A 17,059-nucleotide genomic window follows, 5' to 3' on the forward strand; every position below is an offset into this window, starting at 1 on the left:
CGAAGGGTAATCAGCGCAGGTGGGCGTGACGGAACTGGATGCTGATCCGCGGGCCCGCGACCGCGCACTTCGGCACCGAGTGCTGCCAGGTGCGCTGGCACGACCCGCCCATGACCAGCAGGTCGCCCGGACCGGGGAGGTACCCGACCGACGTCCCCCCACCACCGTGCGGCCGCAGCCGGAACGGCCGCACCGCGCCCAGCGACACGAGTGCGACGGTCGACGACGGCAGCTCTCGCGCCACCCGGTCGCCGTGCCAGGCGACGCTGTCGGCACCGTCGCGGTAGAGGTTGACGCCGATCTGCGTGAACGCGACGCCGTACCGCTCCCCCAGCCGCGACGCCATGGCGCGCAACGGATCCGGGGCGTCGGCGGCCCCCCAGCGGTGCGTCAGCCGCGGTTCGGGGAGCACCCGGTCGTACATCCGGACCTCCCGCTGCGGGCCCCACGGCGTCGCGGCGAGCAGGTCGGCGAACAGGGGGTCGGCTCCGTGGCACCAGGCCGGCGCGTGATCGACCCACGCGCCCTCGCCCAGCTCGAGGCGGCGCAACCCGTGGAACCCGGCGTCGACCTCGGTCGCCGGCCCGTCGAGGAGCGAGGGCTGCCAGGCGAGGAGCGAGGGCTGCCAGGCGAGGTCCACGACCATGACACTACCCGGACTCGAACATCAGTTCGAGCATGTTCCTCCCCGCGATCTCCCGTCGTCGCACGCGTGTCGTCCCCGGGTGGGTCGACGAGTCGCAGTACGGGTGGGACCGCTCGCCGAGGAGCGCCGCGGCCGCCGCCCCGACGGGCGCCCTCGACGACCGGCACGTCCGCTACCGGCCGGCGAGGGTCAGGACGGTGTGGGCGACGGCGTCGGCGTTCTGGTCGAGCACCTCGACGTCCACGTTGTCGTAGGTGTCGCACGCGGCGTGGTAGCAGGGGTCGTACGCCGTGCCGGCCTCCCCGCCGTACGCCGCGGCCTGTTCCGGCGTCGTGACGCCCTCCGCCCCGGTGAACAGCCCGCCCGCCGGGATCCCGGCCTCGATGAACGGGCCGTAGTCGGAGCGGCCGTCGAAGTCGGTGCCCTCGTACGCCAGCCCGCGCCCGTCGTAGAACGCCTCGAACACGTCCTCGATCTCCGCCGAGCCGTCCGGGCCGGCGGGGGCACCCTCGGCGTCGGAGTCGTCGCCGTCGTAGACGAAGCGGACGGCGTTGGGGGAGCCCACCATGTCGAAGTTGAGGTAGGCGTCGATCCGCTCGGCCTCGGGGGCGGACAGCGTCGCCACGTAGTCGGTCGCGCCGAGCAGGCCCAGCTCCTCGGACCCCCACCAGGCGAACCGCACCGTGCGCTCGGTCGACGCCGACGCCATCCGCTGCGCGACGGCGAGGATCGCGGCGCTGCCGCTGCCGTTGTCGTTGATGCCGGGGCCCTCGGGCACCGAGTCGAGGTGGGCGCCGACCATCAGCACGCGCTCCCCCGTGCCGCCGCGGGTCTCGGCGAGGACGTTGGTGGAGGAGCGGGTCTCGTTGACCGTGACGGTCGAGAGGGTGACGCGGGCGTCGGCCAGCTCGTCGGCGAGCGCGGAGGTCGCCCCGACGACCGGGATCCCCACCGGGCCGGTCAGCGTGCCCTGCAGGACCGCGGAGTTCTCCGGGGTGTCGCCGGAGTTCACGATCACCACGCCGCTCGCGCCCGCGTCGACCGCATTGGCCGCCTTGTCGCCGAACGGGCACGTGCCGCGGCGCAGCAGCGCGACGGAGCCTGCGGGGAAGTCGTCGAAGTCGTCGGCCTCGCACCCGCTGGTGGACGGCCCGGCCGGCGGGAGCGCCACGTCGACGGGCACCGCGGTGCCGGTGACGTCGCCGCTGCCGGAGAACGTCATCGTCGCGAAGTCGGTGCCGGCGGCGTACCCGCGCCCGTTGCGCGCCAGCGACTCGCTCTCCACCTGGAAGAACGGGAACTCGAAGTCCTGCGTCGTGACCGTCAGCCCGGCCGCACGGGCCTGCTCGGCGACGTAGGCGACCGACGCGTCGTACCCCGGCGTCCCCGACGCGCGGTTGCCGCCGTTCGCGTCGGCGATGTCCTGCAGCGCCCGCTGGTGGGCCCGGACGTCGTCGACGGTGACGCACTCGACCAGCGCCGCGGCGTCGGCGGGCGAGGCGTCGTCGCAGCCCGGTGCGTAGGCCACGATCGCCACCACCGACGCGACGAGTCCGACGAGTGCGACGGCGACGATCAGCTTCGTGCGGGTCCCCATGCCGGGCGACCCTGCCGACCGCCGTCGGGCCCGTCAAATCCGGGAGTCAGATCGGGAGGAGGGCCTCCACCACGTCGGCGAGCTGGGCGGCCGTGCGGCACTCGTGCATCGGGATGACGTCGGCGTAGCGCAGCGCGGCGGAGTCGCCGCTGCCCCACTGCCGACGGGGTTCGGGGTTGAGCCAGTGGGCGTGCCGGGCCGCGCCGACGATGCGGCGCAGCACCGTGAGGTTGGGGTCGCGGTAGTTCGTGCGGCCGTCGCCCAGGACCAGCAGCGACGTCTTCGACGTGATCGCCTCGCCCCAGTGCTCGACGAACCCGCCGAAGGAGCTGCCGTAGTCGCTGTGGCCGTCGAACGCGACGAGCTCGGCCTCGCGCAGCACCCGCTGCATGACGCCGGACAGCTCGGCCCCGGGCTCGAACAGGTGGGTGACCTCGTCGGCGCGCTCGACGAACGCGAACACCCGCACCTTGGAGAACTGCTCGCGCAGCGCCTGGACCAGCAGCAGCGTGAAGTGGCTGAACCCGGCGACGGAGCCGGAGACGTCGCAGAGGATCACCAGCTCGGGGCGCCCGGGACGGCGCGTGCGGTAGGCCGGGCGCATCGGCACGCCGCCGGTGGACATCGAGCGGCGCAGCGTGCGGCGCATGTCGAGCGTGCCGCGCTTGGCCGCCTTGCGCCGGACGGCGAGCCGGCTCGCGAGGCGCCGGGCCAGCGGGTGCACGGTGCGGCGCAGGGCCGTGAGCTGCTCGGCGTGGGCGGAGAGGAACTCGACCTGCTCGGTCTGCTTGGGCACCGCGGTCTTCGCCACCTGCTCGCGCCCGCGCGTCTCGGCCGTCCGCCGCCGCACCTCGTCGGTGATCATCTTGCGGAACGCGGCGATCCGGTCGCGGATCTCGCGGCGCAGCACCTCGTCGGCGAAGGTGTTCTCCTCCGCGCCGCCCGTGCGGAGCTCGTCCATGATCCGGGCCAGCAGCGTCTCCGGGGAGAGCATCCGCAGCGCCTGGTACGCCGACCAGCTCGGCTGCCCGCCCGCCCCGCGGATCCCGTTGCCCTGGGCCCCGGAGTTGCCCAGCGCGTCGACGACGGCACGGGCGAGCTCCTCGAGCGCGTCGGTATCGCCGTCGCGCAGCAGGTCGGCGAGGATGTCGCGCAGGGCGTCGACGTCGACGGGGCCGTCCTCGGCGTCGTCGACCCGCGGTACCTCGACCTCGCCGGTGCCCGCGCCGAGAGCGGCCGGGAAGTACAGCTCGAAGAGGGTGTCGAACACCTGGCGCTGCCCGGAGCGGCGCAGCAGCGCGGCCGCGAGGCCCTCGCGCAGGTGCTCGCGGTACATGAGGTCGAGCGCGCCGAGGACACGCGCGGCGTCGACGGTCTCGCCGGGCCCGACGGCCACGCCGTGCCGGCGCAGGGCCCCCACGAAGTCGACCAGGTGGCCGGGCAGGCCGTGGTCGTGGGCGATGCGGGCGGTGTCCACGACCCCCATCATGCCTCCTCCACAGGATCTCCACAGCGATCCCGGGACCCCTCCACAGTTCGTCAGTAGGTTCCCTGCCATGGCTCAGCGCAGGGTTCTGGTCGTCGACGACGAGCCGACGATCGCCGCATCGGTGGCCGCGCGGCTGCGGTCCGAGGGGTACGCGGTCGAGGTGGCGCACGACGGGCCGTCGGCGATGGCCGCGGTGGCGGCCGTCGAGCCGGACCTCGTCGTCCTCGACGTCATGCTCCCCGGCTTCGACGGCCTGGAGGTCTGCCGCCGCATCCAGGCCCGCCCCCTCTCCCGGCGCAGCCCGATCCCGGTGCTGATGCTGACCGCGCGCGACGCGGAGACCGACCTGCTCGTCGGGCTCGCCGTCGGTGCCGACGACTACCTGACGAAACCGTTCTCCATCCGCGAGCTGGCCGCGCGGGTGCACGCGCTGCTGCGCCGCGTCGACCGGGCGCAGGAGCGCGCGGAGACCCGGATCGTGCTGGGCGAGCTGGAGATCGACACCGCCACCCGGCACGTCAGCCGGGCCGGGACCGCCGCGCACCTGACGCCGCTGGAGTTCGACCTGCTCGTCCATCTGGCCGGGCAGCCGCGCACCGTCGTGACGCGGGAGGCCCTGCTCGCGAAGGTGTGGGGCTGGTCGGACGGCGCGGGCGCCCGGACCGTCGACTCGCACGTGAAGGCGCTGCGCCGCAAGCTCGGCGCGGACCTGATCCGGACCGTGCACGGCGTCGGCTACGCGTGCGAGGTGCCGGCGTGATGCGTCCGTTGGACCCGGTGCGGTCGATCAAGCTCAAGATCAGCATCCTGCTCCTGGCGTCCGGCGGGGTGGGCCTGGCGTACCTGTGGTTCGAGTTCCGCTGGCAGCCCCCGATCTCCACGACGCTGGTGACGATCGTGCTGGTGCTGCTCACCGCGCAGGTCCTCGGCAACGGGATGACGCGCCCGGTCCGCGAGATGATCGACGCGGCGCGCGCGATGGCGTCGGGCGACTACTCCCGGCGGGTGCGGGCGACGTCGCGCGACGAGGTCGGGGAGCTCGCTGCGGCGTTCAACCGGATGGCGACCGACCTGGAGGCCGCCGACCAGCAGCGCCGCGAGCTGATCGCGAACGTCTCCCACGAGCTGCGTACGCCGATCGCGGCGCTGCAGGCGGTGCTGGAGAACGTCGTCGACGGGGTGGCGGAGCCCGCCACGCTCGACACCGCGCTCGCGCAGACGCAGCGGCTGGGCCGGTTGGTCACCGAACTGCTCGACCTGTCGCGGATCGACGCGGGCACCCACGTGCTGCAGCGCCAGGACGGGGACCTCGAACCGCTGCTCGCCGACGCGGTCGCGGAGGCCGGGGTCACCGCACGGATGGCCGGGCGCGGGATCGCGTTCCGGATCGACGTGCCCGAGGGCACGACGGTGCACGCCGACCCGGAGCGGCTGCACCAGGTACTGGTCAACCTGCTCGACAACGCCGCGCGGCACGGCCCGCCCGGTAGCGAGGTGCACGTCAGCGGACGGCGCGAGGGAGGGGACATCGTGATCGAGGTGCGCGACGAGGGACCGGGGATCGCCCCGGAGGACCGGGAGCGGGTGTTCGGGCGGTTCACCCGCGGCGAGCGGGCCGTGGGTGGTGGGACGGGGCTGGGGCTGGCGATCGCGCGGTGGGTCGTGGACCTGCACGGGGGCCGGATCGCGGTGGCCCCCTCGACACCCGGGTGCCGCATCCGCGTGACCCTGCCGGTGCCGGCATGAGCACGCCCGTGGACCTGACGAAGGCGCCCGCCGCACCCCCGGAGCGCCTGCTCCCACCGACCCCTCCCCTGTTCCCGGCGCGCTGGACCGGTCCGACGGCGCCCGCGCCGCGGGCGGTGCTGGGGGCCGCGGTCGCCGGAGGGGCGGGGCTCGCGGTCGCGGTGCCCGAGGACGCGGCGGGGGTCGGCTGGGTCGTCGCCGCGCTGGTGCTGGCCGCGACGACGTGGGTGGTCCGCCGTCCGCCGCACCCCGTAGACGCGGCGTGGGGGCTGCTCGCCGTGGTGCTCGCCGGGGTGGCCGCCGTCCGCGACGCGGAGTGGCTGGTCACGATCTGCCTGCTGGCGGCGTGCGCGGCGGGGTCGCTCGCCGTCGGCGGGCGCTCCTTCCGCGGCGTCGTCACCGGGGCGCTCGTGCTGCCGGTGGCGGCGCTGCGGGGGGTGCGGTGGGCCGGCCGGGGCCTGTCCGTGGCGCGCGTGAACCTGCGGATGGCACTCTCGGCCGCGGTCGGGATCGGGCTGGTCGCGGTGTTCGGGGCGCTGCTGGCCTCGGCCGACGCCGCGTTCGCCGGTCTCGTCGACGGGCTCGTGCCGGCCTGGGACGTCGACGGCGTCGCGCGGGTGCTGTGGCTGTCCGGGCTCGGCGCGGTGGGCACGGTCGGCGCCTGCTTCCTGCTCGTCGCCCCGCCCGACCCGCCGCAGCCGCGCCTCGTGCCGCCGTCGCGGCTGCGGCCTGCGGAGTGGGCGCTGCCCGTCGGGCTGCTGGTGGGGCTGTTCGCGGTGTTCGTCGCGGTGCAGTTCGCCACGCTGTTCGGTTCCGACGCCCACGTGCTCGGCACGACCGGGCTCACCTACGCCGAGTACGCCCGCAGCGGGTTCTGGCAGCTGCTCGCGGTGACGGTGCTCGCGCTCGGCGTGATCGTCCTGGGTGCGCGCTGGGCGCCGCGGCGGGCGGGGCGGCGCGGGCTCCTCGGTGCGCTCGCCGTGCTGTCGCTGGTGATCGTGGCGTCGGCGCTGAGCCGGATGTGGCTCTACCAGGAGGCCTACGGGTTCACGGTGCTGCGGCTGCTGGTGCTGGCCTGCGAGCTGTGGCTGGGGCTGGGGTTCCTGCTGGTGCTGTCCACGGTGCTGGCGCGGCGGCCCCGACGGCCGCTGCGCGGGATGGTCGTCGCCGGGGCGGTCGCGCTGGTGGCGCTGGCCGTGCTCGACCCGGAGCGGTTCGTGGCCGGGCAGAACGTGGCGCGCTACGCCGCGACCGGCCAGATCGACGCCTCCTACCTCTCGCAGCTCTCGGCCGACGCGGTGCCGGTGCTGGACGGGCTGCCCGAGCCCCTGCGGACCTGCGCGCTCGGCCCGATCGCGGCGCGCACGGACTCCTCCGGCGACTGGCGGTCGGCGAACCTCGGCCGGGCACGGGCCGCGGACGTGCTGGCGGGGGTCACCCCGTCGCGGGGCTGCGGGTCGCAGTACTGAGCACGGCGTCGGCCATCGTCCGCCCCAGCCAGGCCTCGAACCGGTCCCAGCCCCAGCCCCGCCGGCGGACGAGCCGGTCGGCGACGTCGGGGGCGGTGAGGGCCCACAGCACGGCCGCGGCGTCCTCGACGTCGAGCCCGTCGCGCAGCCCGAACCGCTGCGCGAGGTGCCCGGCCACGGCCCGCGTGCCCGCGGCCCGCTCGTCCTCGACGGTGTCGGCGAGGGCTCGCAGGTCGGCGTCGCCCGCGGTCAGCAGCACCGTGAGGACCGGCTGGGTGCGCTCGCCGATCGCGCGGGCCGCCCCGGCGTAGAGCGCCAGGCACCCGCGGCCGTCCGCGGCGGCGAGCATCGCCCGCACCGCGGGGCGCTGCGCCATCGGCACCGGCTCGTCGTCGCCGGCGAGTGCCACGTCGTAGACGGCCTTGAGCAGGGCGGGCTTCCCGCCCACCGCGTTGTAGACGGTCTGGACGCTCACCCCCGCCGCCTGCGCGACCCCCGCCAGCGTGGTGCCCGCGTAGCCGTTGCCGGTGAACGCGGTGTGCGCGGCGTCGAGGATGCGACGACGGGCCTGCGCGGTCTGCTCGGCACGCAGGGCCGTGGAGTACCGACGGGCCACGCGAACTCCTTGCCTCTTGCGTGGAACTGCGTTCAAATGAATTGAAGCAGGTTCCATCGTCGAACGGGGAGCGACCGTGACCGGTACCGACGCTGCCGTCCGCTCGATCCACCTGATGGCCCGCGGGTCGCTGGCGGAGTTCGCGGAGGTGGTGCACCCCGACGCCGTCAACCGCGAGGCCGTCGCCGAGCCGGCGGCCTGCCGCGGCCGGGGCCCGCGGCATTCCACGCGACCGCGGAGTGGATGCGCGGGATCTTCGACGACCTGACCTGGGAGGTCCACGAGACGGCGGTCGACGGCGACCTGGTCGTCGTGCGCACGACGATGTCCGGCCGCCAGACCGGCACGTTCGTCGGCTACGGCGCCGACGGTCGCCCGGAGCAGGCGTTCCCGGCCACCGGGCGGTCCTTCGCGACCACCCAGACGCACTGGTTCCGCGTCGCGGACGGGAAGGTCGTGGAGCACTGGGCGAACCGCGACGACCTGGGCACCTCGCGGCAGCTCGGGTGGACGCCGCCGTCGCCGGCCTACCTCGTGCGCATGGTGCTGGCGACGCGGCGGGCCCGCCGGACGGTGAGCCCTTGAGCTGAGTGTTCGACCGTGTAACACTTAGCCGCATGGCACAGTGTTTGACGGAGCTCGACGGCGTGCTCGTCGCGCTCGCCGACCCGACGCGGCGCGAGGTCGTCCGACGCCTCGGCCGCGGCCCGACGAGCGTGGGCGACCTCGCCCGCGAGTTCCCGATGACCCTGCCCTCCTTCATGAAGCACGTGCGGGTGTTGGAGACGAACGGCCTGATCAGCACGTCCAAGCACGGCCGGGTGCGCACCTGCACGCTGCGCCCCGCCCGGCTCGCGCTGCTCGACGACTGGCTCGCCGAGCAGCGCCGCATCTGGGAGGGCCGCACCGACCGGCTCGAACAGCTCGTCACCGATCCCACGGAGGAACGACGATGAACCCCGATCTCGACCTGGCCCTGCAGCGCGTCATCCGCGCCCCGCGCGACGCCGTGTGGAGCGCGTGGACCGATCCGTCGCGGCTGGAGCGGTGGTGGATCCCGGCCCCGACGGTGTGCCGCGTCGAGCGCCTGGAGGTCCGGCCCGGCGGCGCCTTCGTGACGCGGATGAGCGAGGACGGGGAGCGGTTCGACCCGCACATGGACGCGACCTTCCTCGTCGTCGACGACGGGGAGCGGATCGTGTTCACGAACGCGATCGACAGCGCCTGGCGACCCGCCGTCCCCGCCCCCGTCCCCATGACGGCGGAGATCACGCTGGCCGACCATCCGGACGGCACCGACTACCGGATCCTCGTGCGGCACGGCGATCCGGCCGACCGGGCACGGCACGCCGAGCTGGGGTTCGCCGAGGGCTGGGGGTCGGTCACCGGGCAGCTCGCCGCGTTCGTGGAGCGGATGGCCGTCCGGCCGGGCCGCTAGCCTGGTGCCGTGTCCGAGGTCGTGGCAGGGTCCGACGTCGTCGCGGTCGTGCTCGCCCTGGTCGCCGTCGGCGGTCCCGTGGCCGGGCTGAGGCTGCTGGCGCGCCGGGTCCGCCGCCACGGTGCCGCGGGCGGTTACTCGCTCATGGGCCCGTTCGACGAGCTGTGGCACCCGGCTGCGGTCGCCGCGCGCCTGGAGGTCCAGGTCCAGGACGAGCGACAGGAGCCGCTGCCGTCCCCCGGTGACCGGCTCGTCTAGTTCAGGCGGAGCTCGGCGGCGGCCTTCACCGTGTCGGACTGGTGCTTGAGGACCACGCCGAGGGTGGCGCGCACGGCGTCGTCGTCGAGGGTGTCGAGGCCCAGCGCGAGCAGGGTGCGGCCCCAGTCGATCGTCTCCGCGACGCTCGGGGACTTGCGCAGCTCCAGGGTCCGCAGCACGCGCACCGTGCGGACCAGCGCGTCGACCAGCGCCTCCGTCAGCTCCGGCACCCGGGACGCGACGATGCGGCGCTCGAGGTCGGCGTCGGGGAAGTCGAGGTGCAGGAACAGGCAGCGGCGCTTGAGGGCCTCCGACAGCTCGCGCGTGGAGTTCGAGGTGAGCAGCACGAACGGCTTGCGGGTGGCGCTGATCGTGCCCATCTCCGGCACCGTGACCTGGAAGTCGGACAGCACCTCGAGCAGCAGGCCCTCGACCTCGACGTCGGCCTTGTCCATCTCGTCGATGAGCAGCACGGTGGGCTCGCTGCGCCGGATCGCCGTGAGCAGCGGGCGAGGCAGCAGGAACTCCTCGGAGAACACGTCGTCACGCGTCTCGTCCCAGGACTCCTTGCCCTGGCCCGCGGTGATCCGCAGGAGCTGCTTGGCGTGGTTCCACTCGTAGAGCGCGCGGGCCTCGTCGATGCCCTCGTAGCACTGCAGCCGCACCAGGCCCGACCCGGTGGCCTGCGCGACGGCCTTCGCCAGCTCCGTCTTGCCGACGCCCGCGGGCCCCTCGACGAGCAGCGGCTTTCCCAGGCGGTCGGCCAGGTAGACGGTGGTGGCGACGGCCGTCGAGGCGAGGTAGCCCACTCCGGCCAGCCGCTCGGCGACGTCGGCGACGGACCCGAACAGCGGCGACTGGGGAGCACTCACGCGGCCATCCTGCCCTGCGCGCGGTGGATGCGCTGAGGGTGTGTGCCCCACACCGCACCGCACCACCGTTCCCCCGACCGCACCGCCGTCCCGGCAGCGGTGCGGCGGGGAGAACGGCGGTGCGGTCAGCGTGGGAGCCGGCGCGCCACCTCCGTGAAGCCGTCGATCTCCCCCCACGTCCAGCGGGTCAGGCCCCGCAGCGCCGTGCGCATCGCGTCCTCCCGGCGCTTCTCCGCGACCAGCACGTCCGCCGGTCGCTGCCCGGGCGCGAGCAGCCGGCCGTACTTCACCAGGCCGTCGAACTCGCCCGCCCAGCCGTGTTCGGGCCAGCCGAAGTCGGCGGTGCCGAGCACGTCACCGCCCGGCGACCGCACCTGCCTCTGCAGCACCGGGGGCGCCACCCCGGACCGGGCCATCGCCACCCGGCTGCGGGACTCCCCCGGGCTCTCGGCGCCGGGGAGGGCGAAGGCGATCGCCCGGCGGGCCGCCGGGAGGCCCGGCCACCGGGGCATCCGCTCCAGCGCCGCGCACAGCTCCTCGCGGGTGACCAGGTGCCGGTGCAGCGCCGCGTCGAGGATGACGACGGCCTGCTCGAACCCGACGGTCCGCGCGATGTCGGCGAGCGTGCGGGCCGGGGACGTCGCCCGGAACCCGCCGATCTCGACGACCTCGTCGGCGTCGAGCGGGGCGGTGTGGACGTGCAACCGGCCGGTCCGGACGCCGCCGGAGCGCCGGGCCCGCGTGGTGTGCACCCGGCCCAGCGCCACGTTCCAGACCGGCAGGCCGAGCAGCACCACGGCGGAGACGTGGCTGAGCACGGCGTCGGGTGCGACCCGTGGGACCGCCGCCGCCACGAGGAGGGCGTGCCGACCCTCCGGGCGCTCCAGCCGCGGATCGGCGGGGTCGGCGTAGGCCCCGCGCTGCAGCACGGCCAGCTCGCCCGCCCGGCGCAGACGGCGCAGCTCGTCGTCGGTGACGCCGGCGGCGAGCAGGCGGGGCCGCAGCAGCGGGCCGGCGATCGGGAGATCCACGCCGGACAGGATGCGCGGGGACGGGGGCCGCGCGAGGTCGTTCCGCGGAACTCGTGCACCGCACCGCCGTCGGGGGGACCGCACCGCTGCCCGGGCGGCGGTGCGGTCCCCGCAACGGCGGTGCGGTGCCCGGACTGTCGGACCCCTCGTGAACTATCGACGCCATGACCACCACCGAGCAGGATCTCCGCGCCCGCGCCGAAGAGGTGCTCGTGACGCTCGCCGGTCCCGACGCCCGGCTGCGCGAGGACCAGTGGACGGCGATCCACGCGCTGGTGGCGCTGCGCAAGCGGGCGCTGGTCGTGCAGCGCACCGGGTGGGGCAAGTCCGCGGTGTACTTCGTCGCCACCGCACTGCTGCGCCAGGACGGCGCGGGTGCCACCGTCATCGTGTCGCCGCTGCTCGCGCTCATGCGCAACCAGATCGACGCCGCCGCGCGCGCCGGGATCCGCGCCGCCACGGTCAACTCGGCCAACACCGCCGACTGGGAGCGCACCTACGACGCCGTCGAGGCCGGGGAGGTCGACGTCCTACTGGTCAGCCCCGAGCGGCTCAACAACCCCGACTTCCGCGACCGCGTCCTGCCCCGGCTCACCGCGTCGGCCGGGATGCTCGTCGTCGACGAGGCCCACTGCGTGTCCGACTGGGGCCACGACTTCCGGCCCGACTACCGCCGCCTGCGCGCACTGATCGCCGAGCTGCCCGACGGCATCCCGGTGCTCGCCACCACCGCCACCGCCAACGACCGCGTGGTCGTCGACGTCACCGAGCAGCTGGGCCTGTCAGCGGGTGAGCCGCTGGTGCTGCGCGGCTCGCTCGACCGGGAGAGCCTGCGGCTGTCGGTCGTCAAGCTGCGCACGGCGGCCGACCGGCTGGGTTGGCTCGCCGCGCAGATGGACACGCTGCCCGGTGCGGGCATCGTCTACACGCTCACGATCCAGGCGGCCGAGGAGGTCGCGGAGTTCCTGCGCGAGCGCGGCCACCCCGTCGCCTCCTACACCGGGAAGACCCCGCCCGAGGAACGCCTCGCGGCGGAGGGCGACCTGCTGGCCAACCGCGTCAAGGCCCTCGTCGCCACCTCCGCGCTGGGGATGGGGTTCGACAAGCCCGACCTCGGGTTCGTCGTCCACCTGGGCGCGCCCGCGTCGCCGGTGGCGTACTACCAGCAGATCGGCCGCGCCGGGCGCGCCGTCGACCGCGCCGAGGTGGTGTTGCTGCCCGGCCACGAGGACCAGGACATCTGGCGCTACTTCGCCTCGCTCGCCTTCCCGCCCGAGCCGGTGGTGCGCCAGACGCTGCGGGTGCTCGGGCCCGACCCGCTGTCCACCGCCGCGATCGAGACGCGCGTCGACCTCTCCCGCACCCGGCTGGAGATGCTGCTCAAGGTGCTCGACTCCGACGGCGCGGCCAAGCGCGTCAAGGGCGGGTGGGTCGCCACCGGCGAGGACTGGGTCTACGACGAGGAGCGCCACCGCCGCATCGCCGACGCCCGCAAGGCCGAGCAGCAGGCCATGCTCGGCTACCTCGACACCGACCGCTGCCGGCTCGTGTTCCTGCGCGAACAGCTCGACGACCCGGGCGCCGAGCCGTGCGGGCGCTGCGACGTCTGCGCGGGCACGGTCTGGAGCACCGACGTCGAATCCGGCGCCGCCGAGGCCGCGGCCGAGCGGATCGCGCGCCCGGGCGTCGAGGTGGCGCCGCGCAAGCAGTGGCCGTCGGGGATGAAGGACCTCGACGTCCCCGCGTCCGGCAAGATCCCGGCGGGCGAGCTCGCCGAGGCGGGCCGGGTCATCGGGCGGCTGTCCGACATCGGCTGGGGCACCCGTCTGCGGGCGCTGCTCGACCCGGAGGCGGTCCCCGACGACGAGTTCGGCCCCGACATCGACCCCGAGACCGGCGAGCCCGTGTCCAGCACCGACCTGCCGGTGCCCAAGGACGTCCTCGACGCCGTGGTGCGCGTGCTCGCCGGGTGGGGCTGGGAGCAGCGGCCGGTCGGCGTGGTCGGGATCGGGTCTCGCACCCGCCCCCACCAGCTCGACCACCTGGCCCGGCGCATCTCCGACATCGGCCGGATCCCGCTGCTCGGCACGCTGGTGCCCGCCGGGCCGCGGCCGGAGTCGCACGCCAACTCGGCGCAGCGCCTCGCCGCGGTGTGGAACGCGTTCGAGGAGCCGTCGTTCGCGCTGCCCGACGGGCCGGTCCTGCTCGTCGACGACGTGATCGACTCCGGCTGGACGATGACGGTCGCCGCCCGCCTGCTGCGCCGGGCCGGGGCCGGGTCGGTGCTGCCCTTCGCACTGGCGCAGTCGGGCTGAGTCTCAGACCCCCGCCACCGCAGCCGCCCGCTCCAGCAGCCCGACGGCGTGCCGGTGCAGCAGCGCGCCGGTGGCCGGGTCGGCCTGCCCGGCCAGTGCGCGGGCGTGGGTGCCCTCGATGACGACGGCGAGATTGAAGCCGGGCGAGGGCGGAGAGGTCGCGGTCGCTGCGGGCCGCGTAGTGCGCAGCCAGCTCGGCGGGGGTCGGCAGGCCGCCGAGTGCGGCGAGCGCTCCCCCCGCGATCGGGTCGGGCCCGTCCGCGATGATGGTCGACGCCCAGGTCATGGCCACCGCCGACGGCCCGACCGAGGTGCACAGGCAGACGCTCGCCCGTCAGGTGCTGCGCGATGTCGAGCCCGGGGAGCCGCTGTTCGGGTCGGGCCACCTGCCCACCCGCACCGAGGCCGCCCGCCGCCATCTCGCCGCGCGCCTGGAGCACGAAGGTGGCGGTCCTGTAGGGGTGGCACACTCGGGTCCATGCCCGCCGACTTCCTGCTCAAGGCCATGAACACCGCCCACCGCACGCTGCTGAAGGTCACCGGTGGCCGGGTCGGGTACGACGCGATGGGTATGCCGGTGCTGGAGCTGACGACGATCGGCCGGCGCAGCGGGACACCGCGGTCGGTGATGCTGACGGCGCCGCTGCACGAGAACGGGCACCCGGTGATCGTCGCCTCGCGCGGTGGCGACGACACCCACCCCGCCTGGTTCCTCAACCTGCGCGACCGCCCCGAGGTCGAGGTGTCGATCAAGGGCGGGCCGCGCACGCCGATGACGGCGCGGATCGTCACGGCGCAGGAGCGGGCGCGGATGTGGCCGCAGATCGCCGGGAGGTACGCCAACTACGCGGGGTATCAGAAGCGCACGGACCGTGAGATCCCGCTGGTGGTGCTCGAACCCCGCGCCTGAGGCTCCAGCAGCAGGTGGGCGTGCGGGGTGCGGACGACCGCGGTCGCCGTCGGCACCGGAGAGCCACCGGGGACGACGGTCAGCACCCAGTCCGGCCCGCCGGGCGACCCGGCCGCGGCCCACGCGTCGAGGGCGCGGTGCATGCGGTGGCCGAGCTCGGGGCCACCGGGCCCGAACACCCGCACCTCGCAGCCCGCCGGTGCTCGCCCCGGCTCGCACACAGGCTGCGGGGTCGGCACACAGGTCCGGCCCTGGGTGCGGGCCCCGGAAGGTGTGTGCGGGCCGGGGGTGACGGTCGCGAGCCCCGGTGCGGCCGCACCGGTCGGCGTCACCAGCACCGGCACCGCGGATCCCGGTCCGAGGCCGGCCGGGAGCTCCCCGTCCGGGTCGGCCAGTAGACGGCCCGCCCCCGGCTCGGTGAGCGCGAGCCAGAGGCCGAACCCGTCCCGGACGTCGGCGGGACCCAGTCCGACCGGCGAGGCGACGGTCCCCGGCGGGTCGGCGAGAGCCGCGGCGACGGCGACCGGGTCGGCGCCGGGACCGTCGGTGACCACCCACAGGGCGCCGCCACCGGGCAGGGCCACGGGCACGTCGTCGACGGCTCCGGGTCCCCGCATCCGGATGAACCCGCAGCTGCGCAGGGAGTGGCTGCGCAGCAGGCCGTCCGGACCGAGGTCGAGAGCCGCCGACAGCTGGCTGCCGCGCACCGACAGCGGCAGCAGCAATCGCCCGCCCGGTGCGAGTTGGCCCACCCACTCCGGCCACACGTCGTCGCTGCCGACGGTGAGCACGATCCGGTCGTACGGGGCCCCGTCGGGTTCACCCGCGACACCGTCACCGCAGCGCAGCCGCACCCCCGTGACCCCGGCCGTGGCGAGGTGGCGCCCGGCGGAGTCGACGAGGTGCGGGTCGATGTCGACCGTCGTGACCTGCCCGGACGGGCCGACGATCCGCGCGACCAGCGCCGCGTTCCACCCGGTCCCGGCTCCGATCTCCAGCACCCGCAGCCCGGCCCGCAGGTCCAGCTGCTCCAGCATGATCGCCACCATCGACGGCTGCGACGCCGAGCTGGTCGGCACCCCGTCGACGCGCTGCACGGCGACCGCGTCGTCGGCGTAGGCCGTCTCCGTCGGGGCGTCGGGGAGGAACAGGTGCCGTGGCACGGCCCGGAACGCCTCCTCGACGGCCGCGGACCGGATCCGCCCCGTCGCGACGAGACCGTCGACCAGTTCGGCGCGGGCACGGTCGACATCGGACACCCACCGAGTCTGGCCGGACCCCCACCCCACCGCCAACCCGGCCCCGCGACTCACGGGCGGAACAACAGCGACTCGCGGGCAGGAGAACAGCGACTCGCGGGCAGGAATACAGCGACTCGCGAGGTGCACACCCGCGAGTCGCTGTATCCGCGCCCGCGAGTCGCTGTATCCGCGCCCGCGAGTCGCTGTATCCGCGCCCGCGAGTCGGGGCGCTCTACAGGGGGACGAGGTCGTCGGCGTGGACGACCTCGCGGCGCTGCTCCGGGGCGAGGTCGCGGCTGCGGTGCCCGATCAGGGCGGGCAGCTCGGCGGCGTCGAACCCGACGACCCCCCGGGCCACGACGATCTCGCCGGGGCCGACGAGGTCGACCACGTCACCGGCCACGAAGTCGCCGGAGATCCCGTGGATCCCGGCGGCGAGCAGGGAGCGGCGCCGGCCGATCACCGCGGCGACCGCGCCCTCGTCGAGGTCGAGGCGCCCCCGGACGTCGGCGGCGTGGAGCAGCCAGAACCGGCGCGCCGACATCCGCCGACCCGACGGCCGGAACGCGGTGCCGACCTTCGCGCCGGCCGGGGCCAGCGCATCGGCGACGTCCTCGGCCGCGGCGAGCAGCACCGGGATCCCCGACGACGACGCCATCGCCGCCGCAGTGATCTTCGTGGCCATCCCGCCACGGCCGAGGCTGCCCTGCCCGGGCGCCGCGATCCGGACCGCACCCAGCTCGTCGGGCGCGCCGACCTCGGGGATCAGCGTGGAGTCCGCGCGGCGGGGGTCGCCGTCGTAGAGGCCGTCGACGTCGGAGAGGAGCACGAGCGCGTCGGCCCCGATGAGGTGCGCGACCAGCGCGGCGAGCCGGTCGTTGTCGCCCACGCGGATCTCGTCGGTGGCGACCGTGTCGTTCTCGTTGACCACCGGGAGCACGTCGAGCCCGAGCAACCGCTCCAGCGTGCGCTGCGCGTTGCGGTAGTGGGCGCGCCGGATCATGTCGTCGGCGGTGAGCAGCACCTGCCCGATCGCCCGGCCGTGCCGCGCGAACGACGCACCGTAGGCCTGTGCGAGCAGCAGCTGTCCGACGGCGGCGGCGGCCTGCTGGGTGGCGAGGTCGCGCGGGCGCTTCGTCAGCCCGAGCGGGGCGAGGCCCGCTGCGATGGCCCCCGACGACACCAGCACGACCTGGCTGCCGGCCGCCCGACGGGCGGCGAGGGCGTCGACCAGGGAGTCGAGCCGGGTGGGATCGAGCCCACCGGACAGCGACGTGAGCGACGACGACCCGACCTTGACGACGACCCGCCGCGCCGCGCCCACCGCCTCGCGGGCCGGACTCACCGTGCCCCCCGGATCGTGCCCTGACAGGTCGTGCCCTGACAGGTCGTGCCCTGACAGGTCGTGCGCGGAAGAGGCGGCCGGAGCAC

18 protein-coding genes are annotated in these 17,059 nt (G+C 75.1%); 10 read left to right on the plus strand and 8 right to left on the minus strand.

Translation table 11 applies throughout. The annotated features are described in order from the left end of the window. Positions 1–10: 10 nt before the first annotated feature. The 3 genes from I4I81_RS15210 to I4I81_RS15220 form a co-directional block, all read right to left on the minus strand. Positions 11–640 (minus strand): alpha-ketoglutarate-dependent dioxygenase AlkB, encoded by a 630-nt coding sequence (locus I4I81_RS15210; RefSeq protein WP_372478398.1) that lies wholly within the window; start codon positions 638–640, stop codon positions 11–13. A 178-nt stretch (positions 641–818) separates the two neighbouring features. Next, positions 819–2,243, minus strand: a complete 1,425-nt coding sequence (locus I4I81_RS15215) for a M20/M25/M40 family metallo-hydrolase (protein WP_218605311.1) — start codon at positions 2,241–2,243, stop codon at positions 819–821. 46 nt (positions 2,244–2,289) lie between these two features. Further along, a complete protein-coding gene (locus I4I81_RS15220) occupies positions 2,290–3,732 on the minus strand; it encodes a vWA domain-containing protein (protein ID WP_225924594.1) in 1,443 nt (480 codons plus the stop codon). A 67-nt stretch (positions 3,733–3,799) separates the two neighbouring features. Between I4I81_RS15220 and I4I81_RS15225 the strand changes: the two genes are divergently transcribed. Genes I4I81_RS15225 through I4I81_RS15235 form a run of 3 tightly spaced genes read left to right on the plus strand, consistent with a single transcriptional unit; the run spans position 3,800 to position 6,947 of the window. Next, positions 3,800–4,492: a response regulator transcription factor gene (locus I4I81_RS15225; protein WP_218606306.1), complete on the plus strand. Its 693-nt coding sequence runs from the start codon at positions 3,800–3,802 to the stop codon at positions 4,490–4,492. Beyond that, complete coding sequence (locus tag I4I81_RS15230) at positions 4,492–5,478, plus strand: sensor histidine kinase (RefSeq protein WP_218606307.1); 987 nt, start codon at positions 4,492–4,494, stop codon at positions 5,476–5,478. The genes I4I81_RS15225 and I4I81_RS15230 overlap by 1 nt, the downstream gene beginning before the upstream one ends. Continuing rightward, on the plus strand, positions 5,475–6,947 hold the full coding sequence (locus I4I81_RS15235) for a DUF4153 domain-containing protein (RefSeq protein ID WP_218616122.1): 1,473 nt from the start codon (positions 5,475–5,477) through the stop codon (positions 6,945–6,947). The genes I4I81_RS15230 and I4I81_RS15235 overlap by 4 nt, the downstream gene beginning before the upstream one ends. Here I4I81_RS15235 and I4I81_RS15240 read toward each other — a convergent pair. Beyond that, entirely contained in the window at positions 6,913–7,563 is a 651-nt protein-coding gene (locus I4I81_RS15240) for a TetR/AcrR family transcriptional regulator (protein WP_218604367.1), read from the minus strand. The genes I4I81_RS15235 and I4I81_RS15240 overlap by 35 nt on opposite strands. A 76-nt stretch (positions 7,564–7,639) precedes the next feature. Here I4I81_RS15240 and I4I81_RS15245 point away from each other — a divergent pair, with 76 nt between their 5' ends. From I4I81_RS15245 to I4I81_RS15265, 5 genes are read left to right on the plus strand one after another with little or no spacing between them, the layout of a single operon-like run. Then, positions 7,640–7,831 (plus strand): hypothetical protein, encoded by a 192-nt coding sequence (locus I4I81_RS15245; RefSeq protein WP_225924596.1) that lies wholly within the window; start codon positions 7,640–7,642, stop codon positions 7,829–7,831. Then, complete coding sequence (locus tag I4I81_RS15250; protein WP_267460849.1) at positions 7,807–8,148, plus strand: ester cyclase; 342 nt, start codon at positions 7,807–7,809, stop codon at positions 8,146–8,148. The genes I4I81_RS15245 and I4I81_RS15250 overlap by 25 nt, the downstream gene beginning before the upstream one ends. A gap of 32 nt (positions 8,149–8,180) precedes the next feature. After that, entirely contained in the window at positions 8,181–8,519 is a 339-nt protein-coding gene (locus I4I81_RS15255; protein ID WP_218604368.1) for an ArsR/SmtB family transcription factor, read from the plus strand. Then, positions 8,516–9,001: an SRPBCC domain-containing protein gene (locus I4I81_RS15260; protein ID WP_218604369.1), complete on the plus strand. Its 486-nt coding sequence runs from the start codon at positions 8,516–8,518 to the stop codon at positions 8,999–9,001. Before I4I81_RS15255 ends, I4I81_RS15260 begins: the two co-directional genes overlap by 4 nt. Positions 9,002–9,010: 9 nt before the next feature. Beyond that, positions 9,011–9,259: a hypothetical protein gene (locus tag I4I81_RS15265; protein WP_225926491.1), complete on the plus strand. Its 249-nt coding sequence runs from the start codon at positions 9,011–9,013 to the stop codon at positions 9,257–9,259. On the opposite strand, the gene I4I81_RS15270 is transcribed toward I4I81_RS15265, so the two are convergent. Continuing rightward, positions 9,256–10,131 (minus strand): AAA family ATPase, encoded by an 876-nt coding sequence (locus I4I81_RS15270; RefSeq protein WP_226363384.1) that lies wholly within the window; start codon positions 10,129–10,131, stop codon positions 9,256–9,258. The genes I4I81_RS15265 and I4I81_RS15270 overlap by 4 nt on opposite strands. Before the next feature lie 125 nt (positions 10,132–10,256). Beyond that, entirely contained in the window at positions 10,257–11,162 is a 906-nt protein-coding gene (locus tag I4I81_RS15275; RefSeq protein ID WP_218604370.1) for a type IV toxin-antitoxin system AbiEi family antitoxin domain-containing protein, read from the minus strand. A gap of 164 nt (positions 11,163–11,326) precedes the next feature. Between I4I81_RS15275 and I4I81_RS15280 the strand changes: the two genes are divergently transcribed. Then, positions 11,327–13,477 carry a RecQ family ATP-dependent DNA helicase gene (locus I4I81_RS15280; protein ID WP_218604371.1) on the plus strand — a complete coding sequence of 717 codons (2,151 nt, stop codon included), beginning with the start codon at positions 11,327–11,329 and terminating at the stop codon, positions 13,475–13,477. A 478-nt stretch (positions 13,478–13,955) separates the two neighbouring features. Continuing rightward, positions 13,956–14,387 carry a nitroreductase/quinone reductase family protein gene (locus I4I81_RS15285; protein ID WP_218604372.1) on the plus strand — a complete coding sequence of 144 codons (432 nt, stop codon included), beginning with the start codon at positions 13,956–13,958 and terminating at the stop codon, positions 14,385–14,387. On the opposite strand, the gene I4I81_RS15290 is transcribed toward I4I81_RS15285, so the two are convergent. Together I4I81_RS15290 and proB are read right to left on the minus strand one after the other, a co-directional pair. Further along, positions 14,333–15,646 (minus strand): methyltransferase domain-containing protein, encoded by a 1,314-nt coding sequence (locus I4I81_RS15290; RefSeq protein WP_226363385.1) that lies wholly within the window; start codon positions 15,644–15,646, stop codon positions 14,333–14,335. The genes I4I81_RS15285 and I4I81_RS15290 overlap by 55 nt on opposite strands. A 214-nt stretch (positions 15,647–15,860) precedes the next feature. After that, positions 15,861–16,973: a glutamate 5-kinase gene (proB, locus tag I4I81_RS15295; RefSeq protein WP_218606130.1), complete on the minus strand. Its 1,113-nt coding sequence runs from the start codon at positions 16,971–16,973 to the stop codon at positions 15,861–15,863. Positions 16,974–17,059 lie beyond the last annotated feature (86 nt).

The sequence above is a fragment of the Pseudonocardia abyssalis genome (genome assembly GCF_019263705.2).
In the GTDB taxonomy this organism is placed as follows: domain Bacteria; phylum Actinomycetota; class Actinomycetes; order Mycobacteriales; family Pseudonocardiaceae; genus Pseudonocardia; species Pseudonocardia abyssalis.

Coding starts and splice junctions, on each gene's coding strand:
- I4I81_RS15215 (WP_218605311.1), bottom strand. CDS start 2,243: ATGGGGACCCGCACGAAGCTGATCGTCGCCGTCGCACTCGTCGGACTC.
- I4I81_RS15220 (WP_225924594.1), bottom strand. CDS start 3,732: ATGATGGGGGTCGTGGACACCGCCCGCATCGCCCACGACCACGGCCTG.
- I4I81_RS15225 (WP_218606306.1), top strand. CDS start 3,800: ATGGCTCAGCGCAGGGTTCTGGTCGTCGACGACGAGCCGACGATCGCC.
- I4I81_RS15230 (WP_218606307.1), top strand. CDS start 4,492: ATGCGTCCGTTGGACCCGGTGCGGTCGATCAAGCTCAAGATCAGCATC.
- I4I81_RS15235 (WP_218616122.1), top strand. CDS start 5,475: ATGAGCACGCCCGTGGACCTGACGAAGGCGCCCGCCGCACCCCCGGAG.
- I4I81_RS15250 (WP_267460849.1), top strand. CDS start 7,807: ATGCGCGGGATCTTCGACGACCTGACCTGGGAGGTCCACGAGACGGCG.
- I4I81_RS15255 (WP_218604368.1), top strand. CDS start 8,181: ATGGCACAGTGTTTGACGGAGCTCGACGGCGTGCTCGTCGCGCTCGCC.
- I4I81_RS15260 (WP_218604369.1), top strand. CDS start 8,516: ATGAACCCCGATCTCGACCTGGCCCTGCAGCGCGTCATCCGCGCCCCG.
- I4I81_RS15280 (WP_218604371.1), top strand. CDS start 11,327: ATGACCACCACCGAGCAGGATCTCCGCGCCCGCGCCGAAGAGGTGCTC.
- I4I81_RS15285 (WP_218604372.1), top strand. CDS start 13,956: ATGCCCGCCGACTTCCTGCTCAAGGCCATGAACACCGCCCACCGCACG.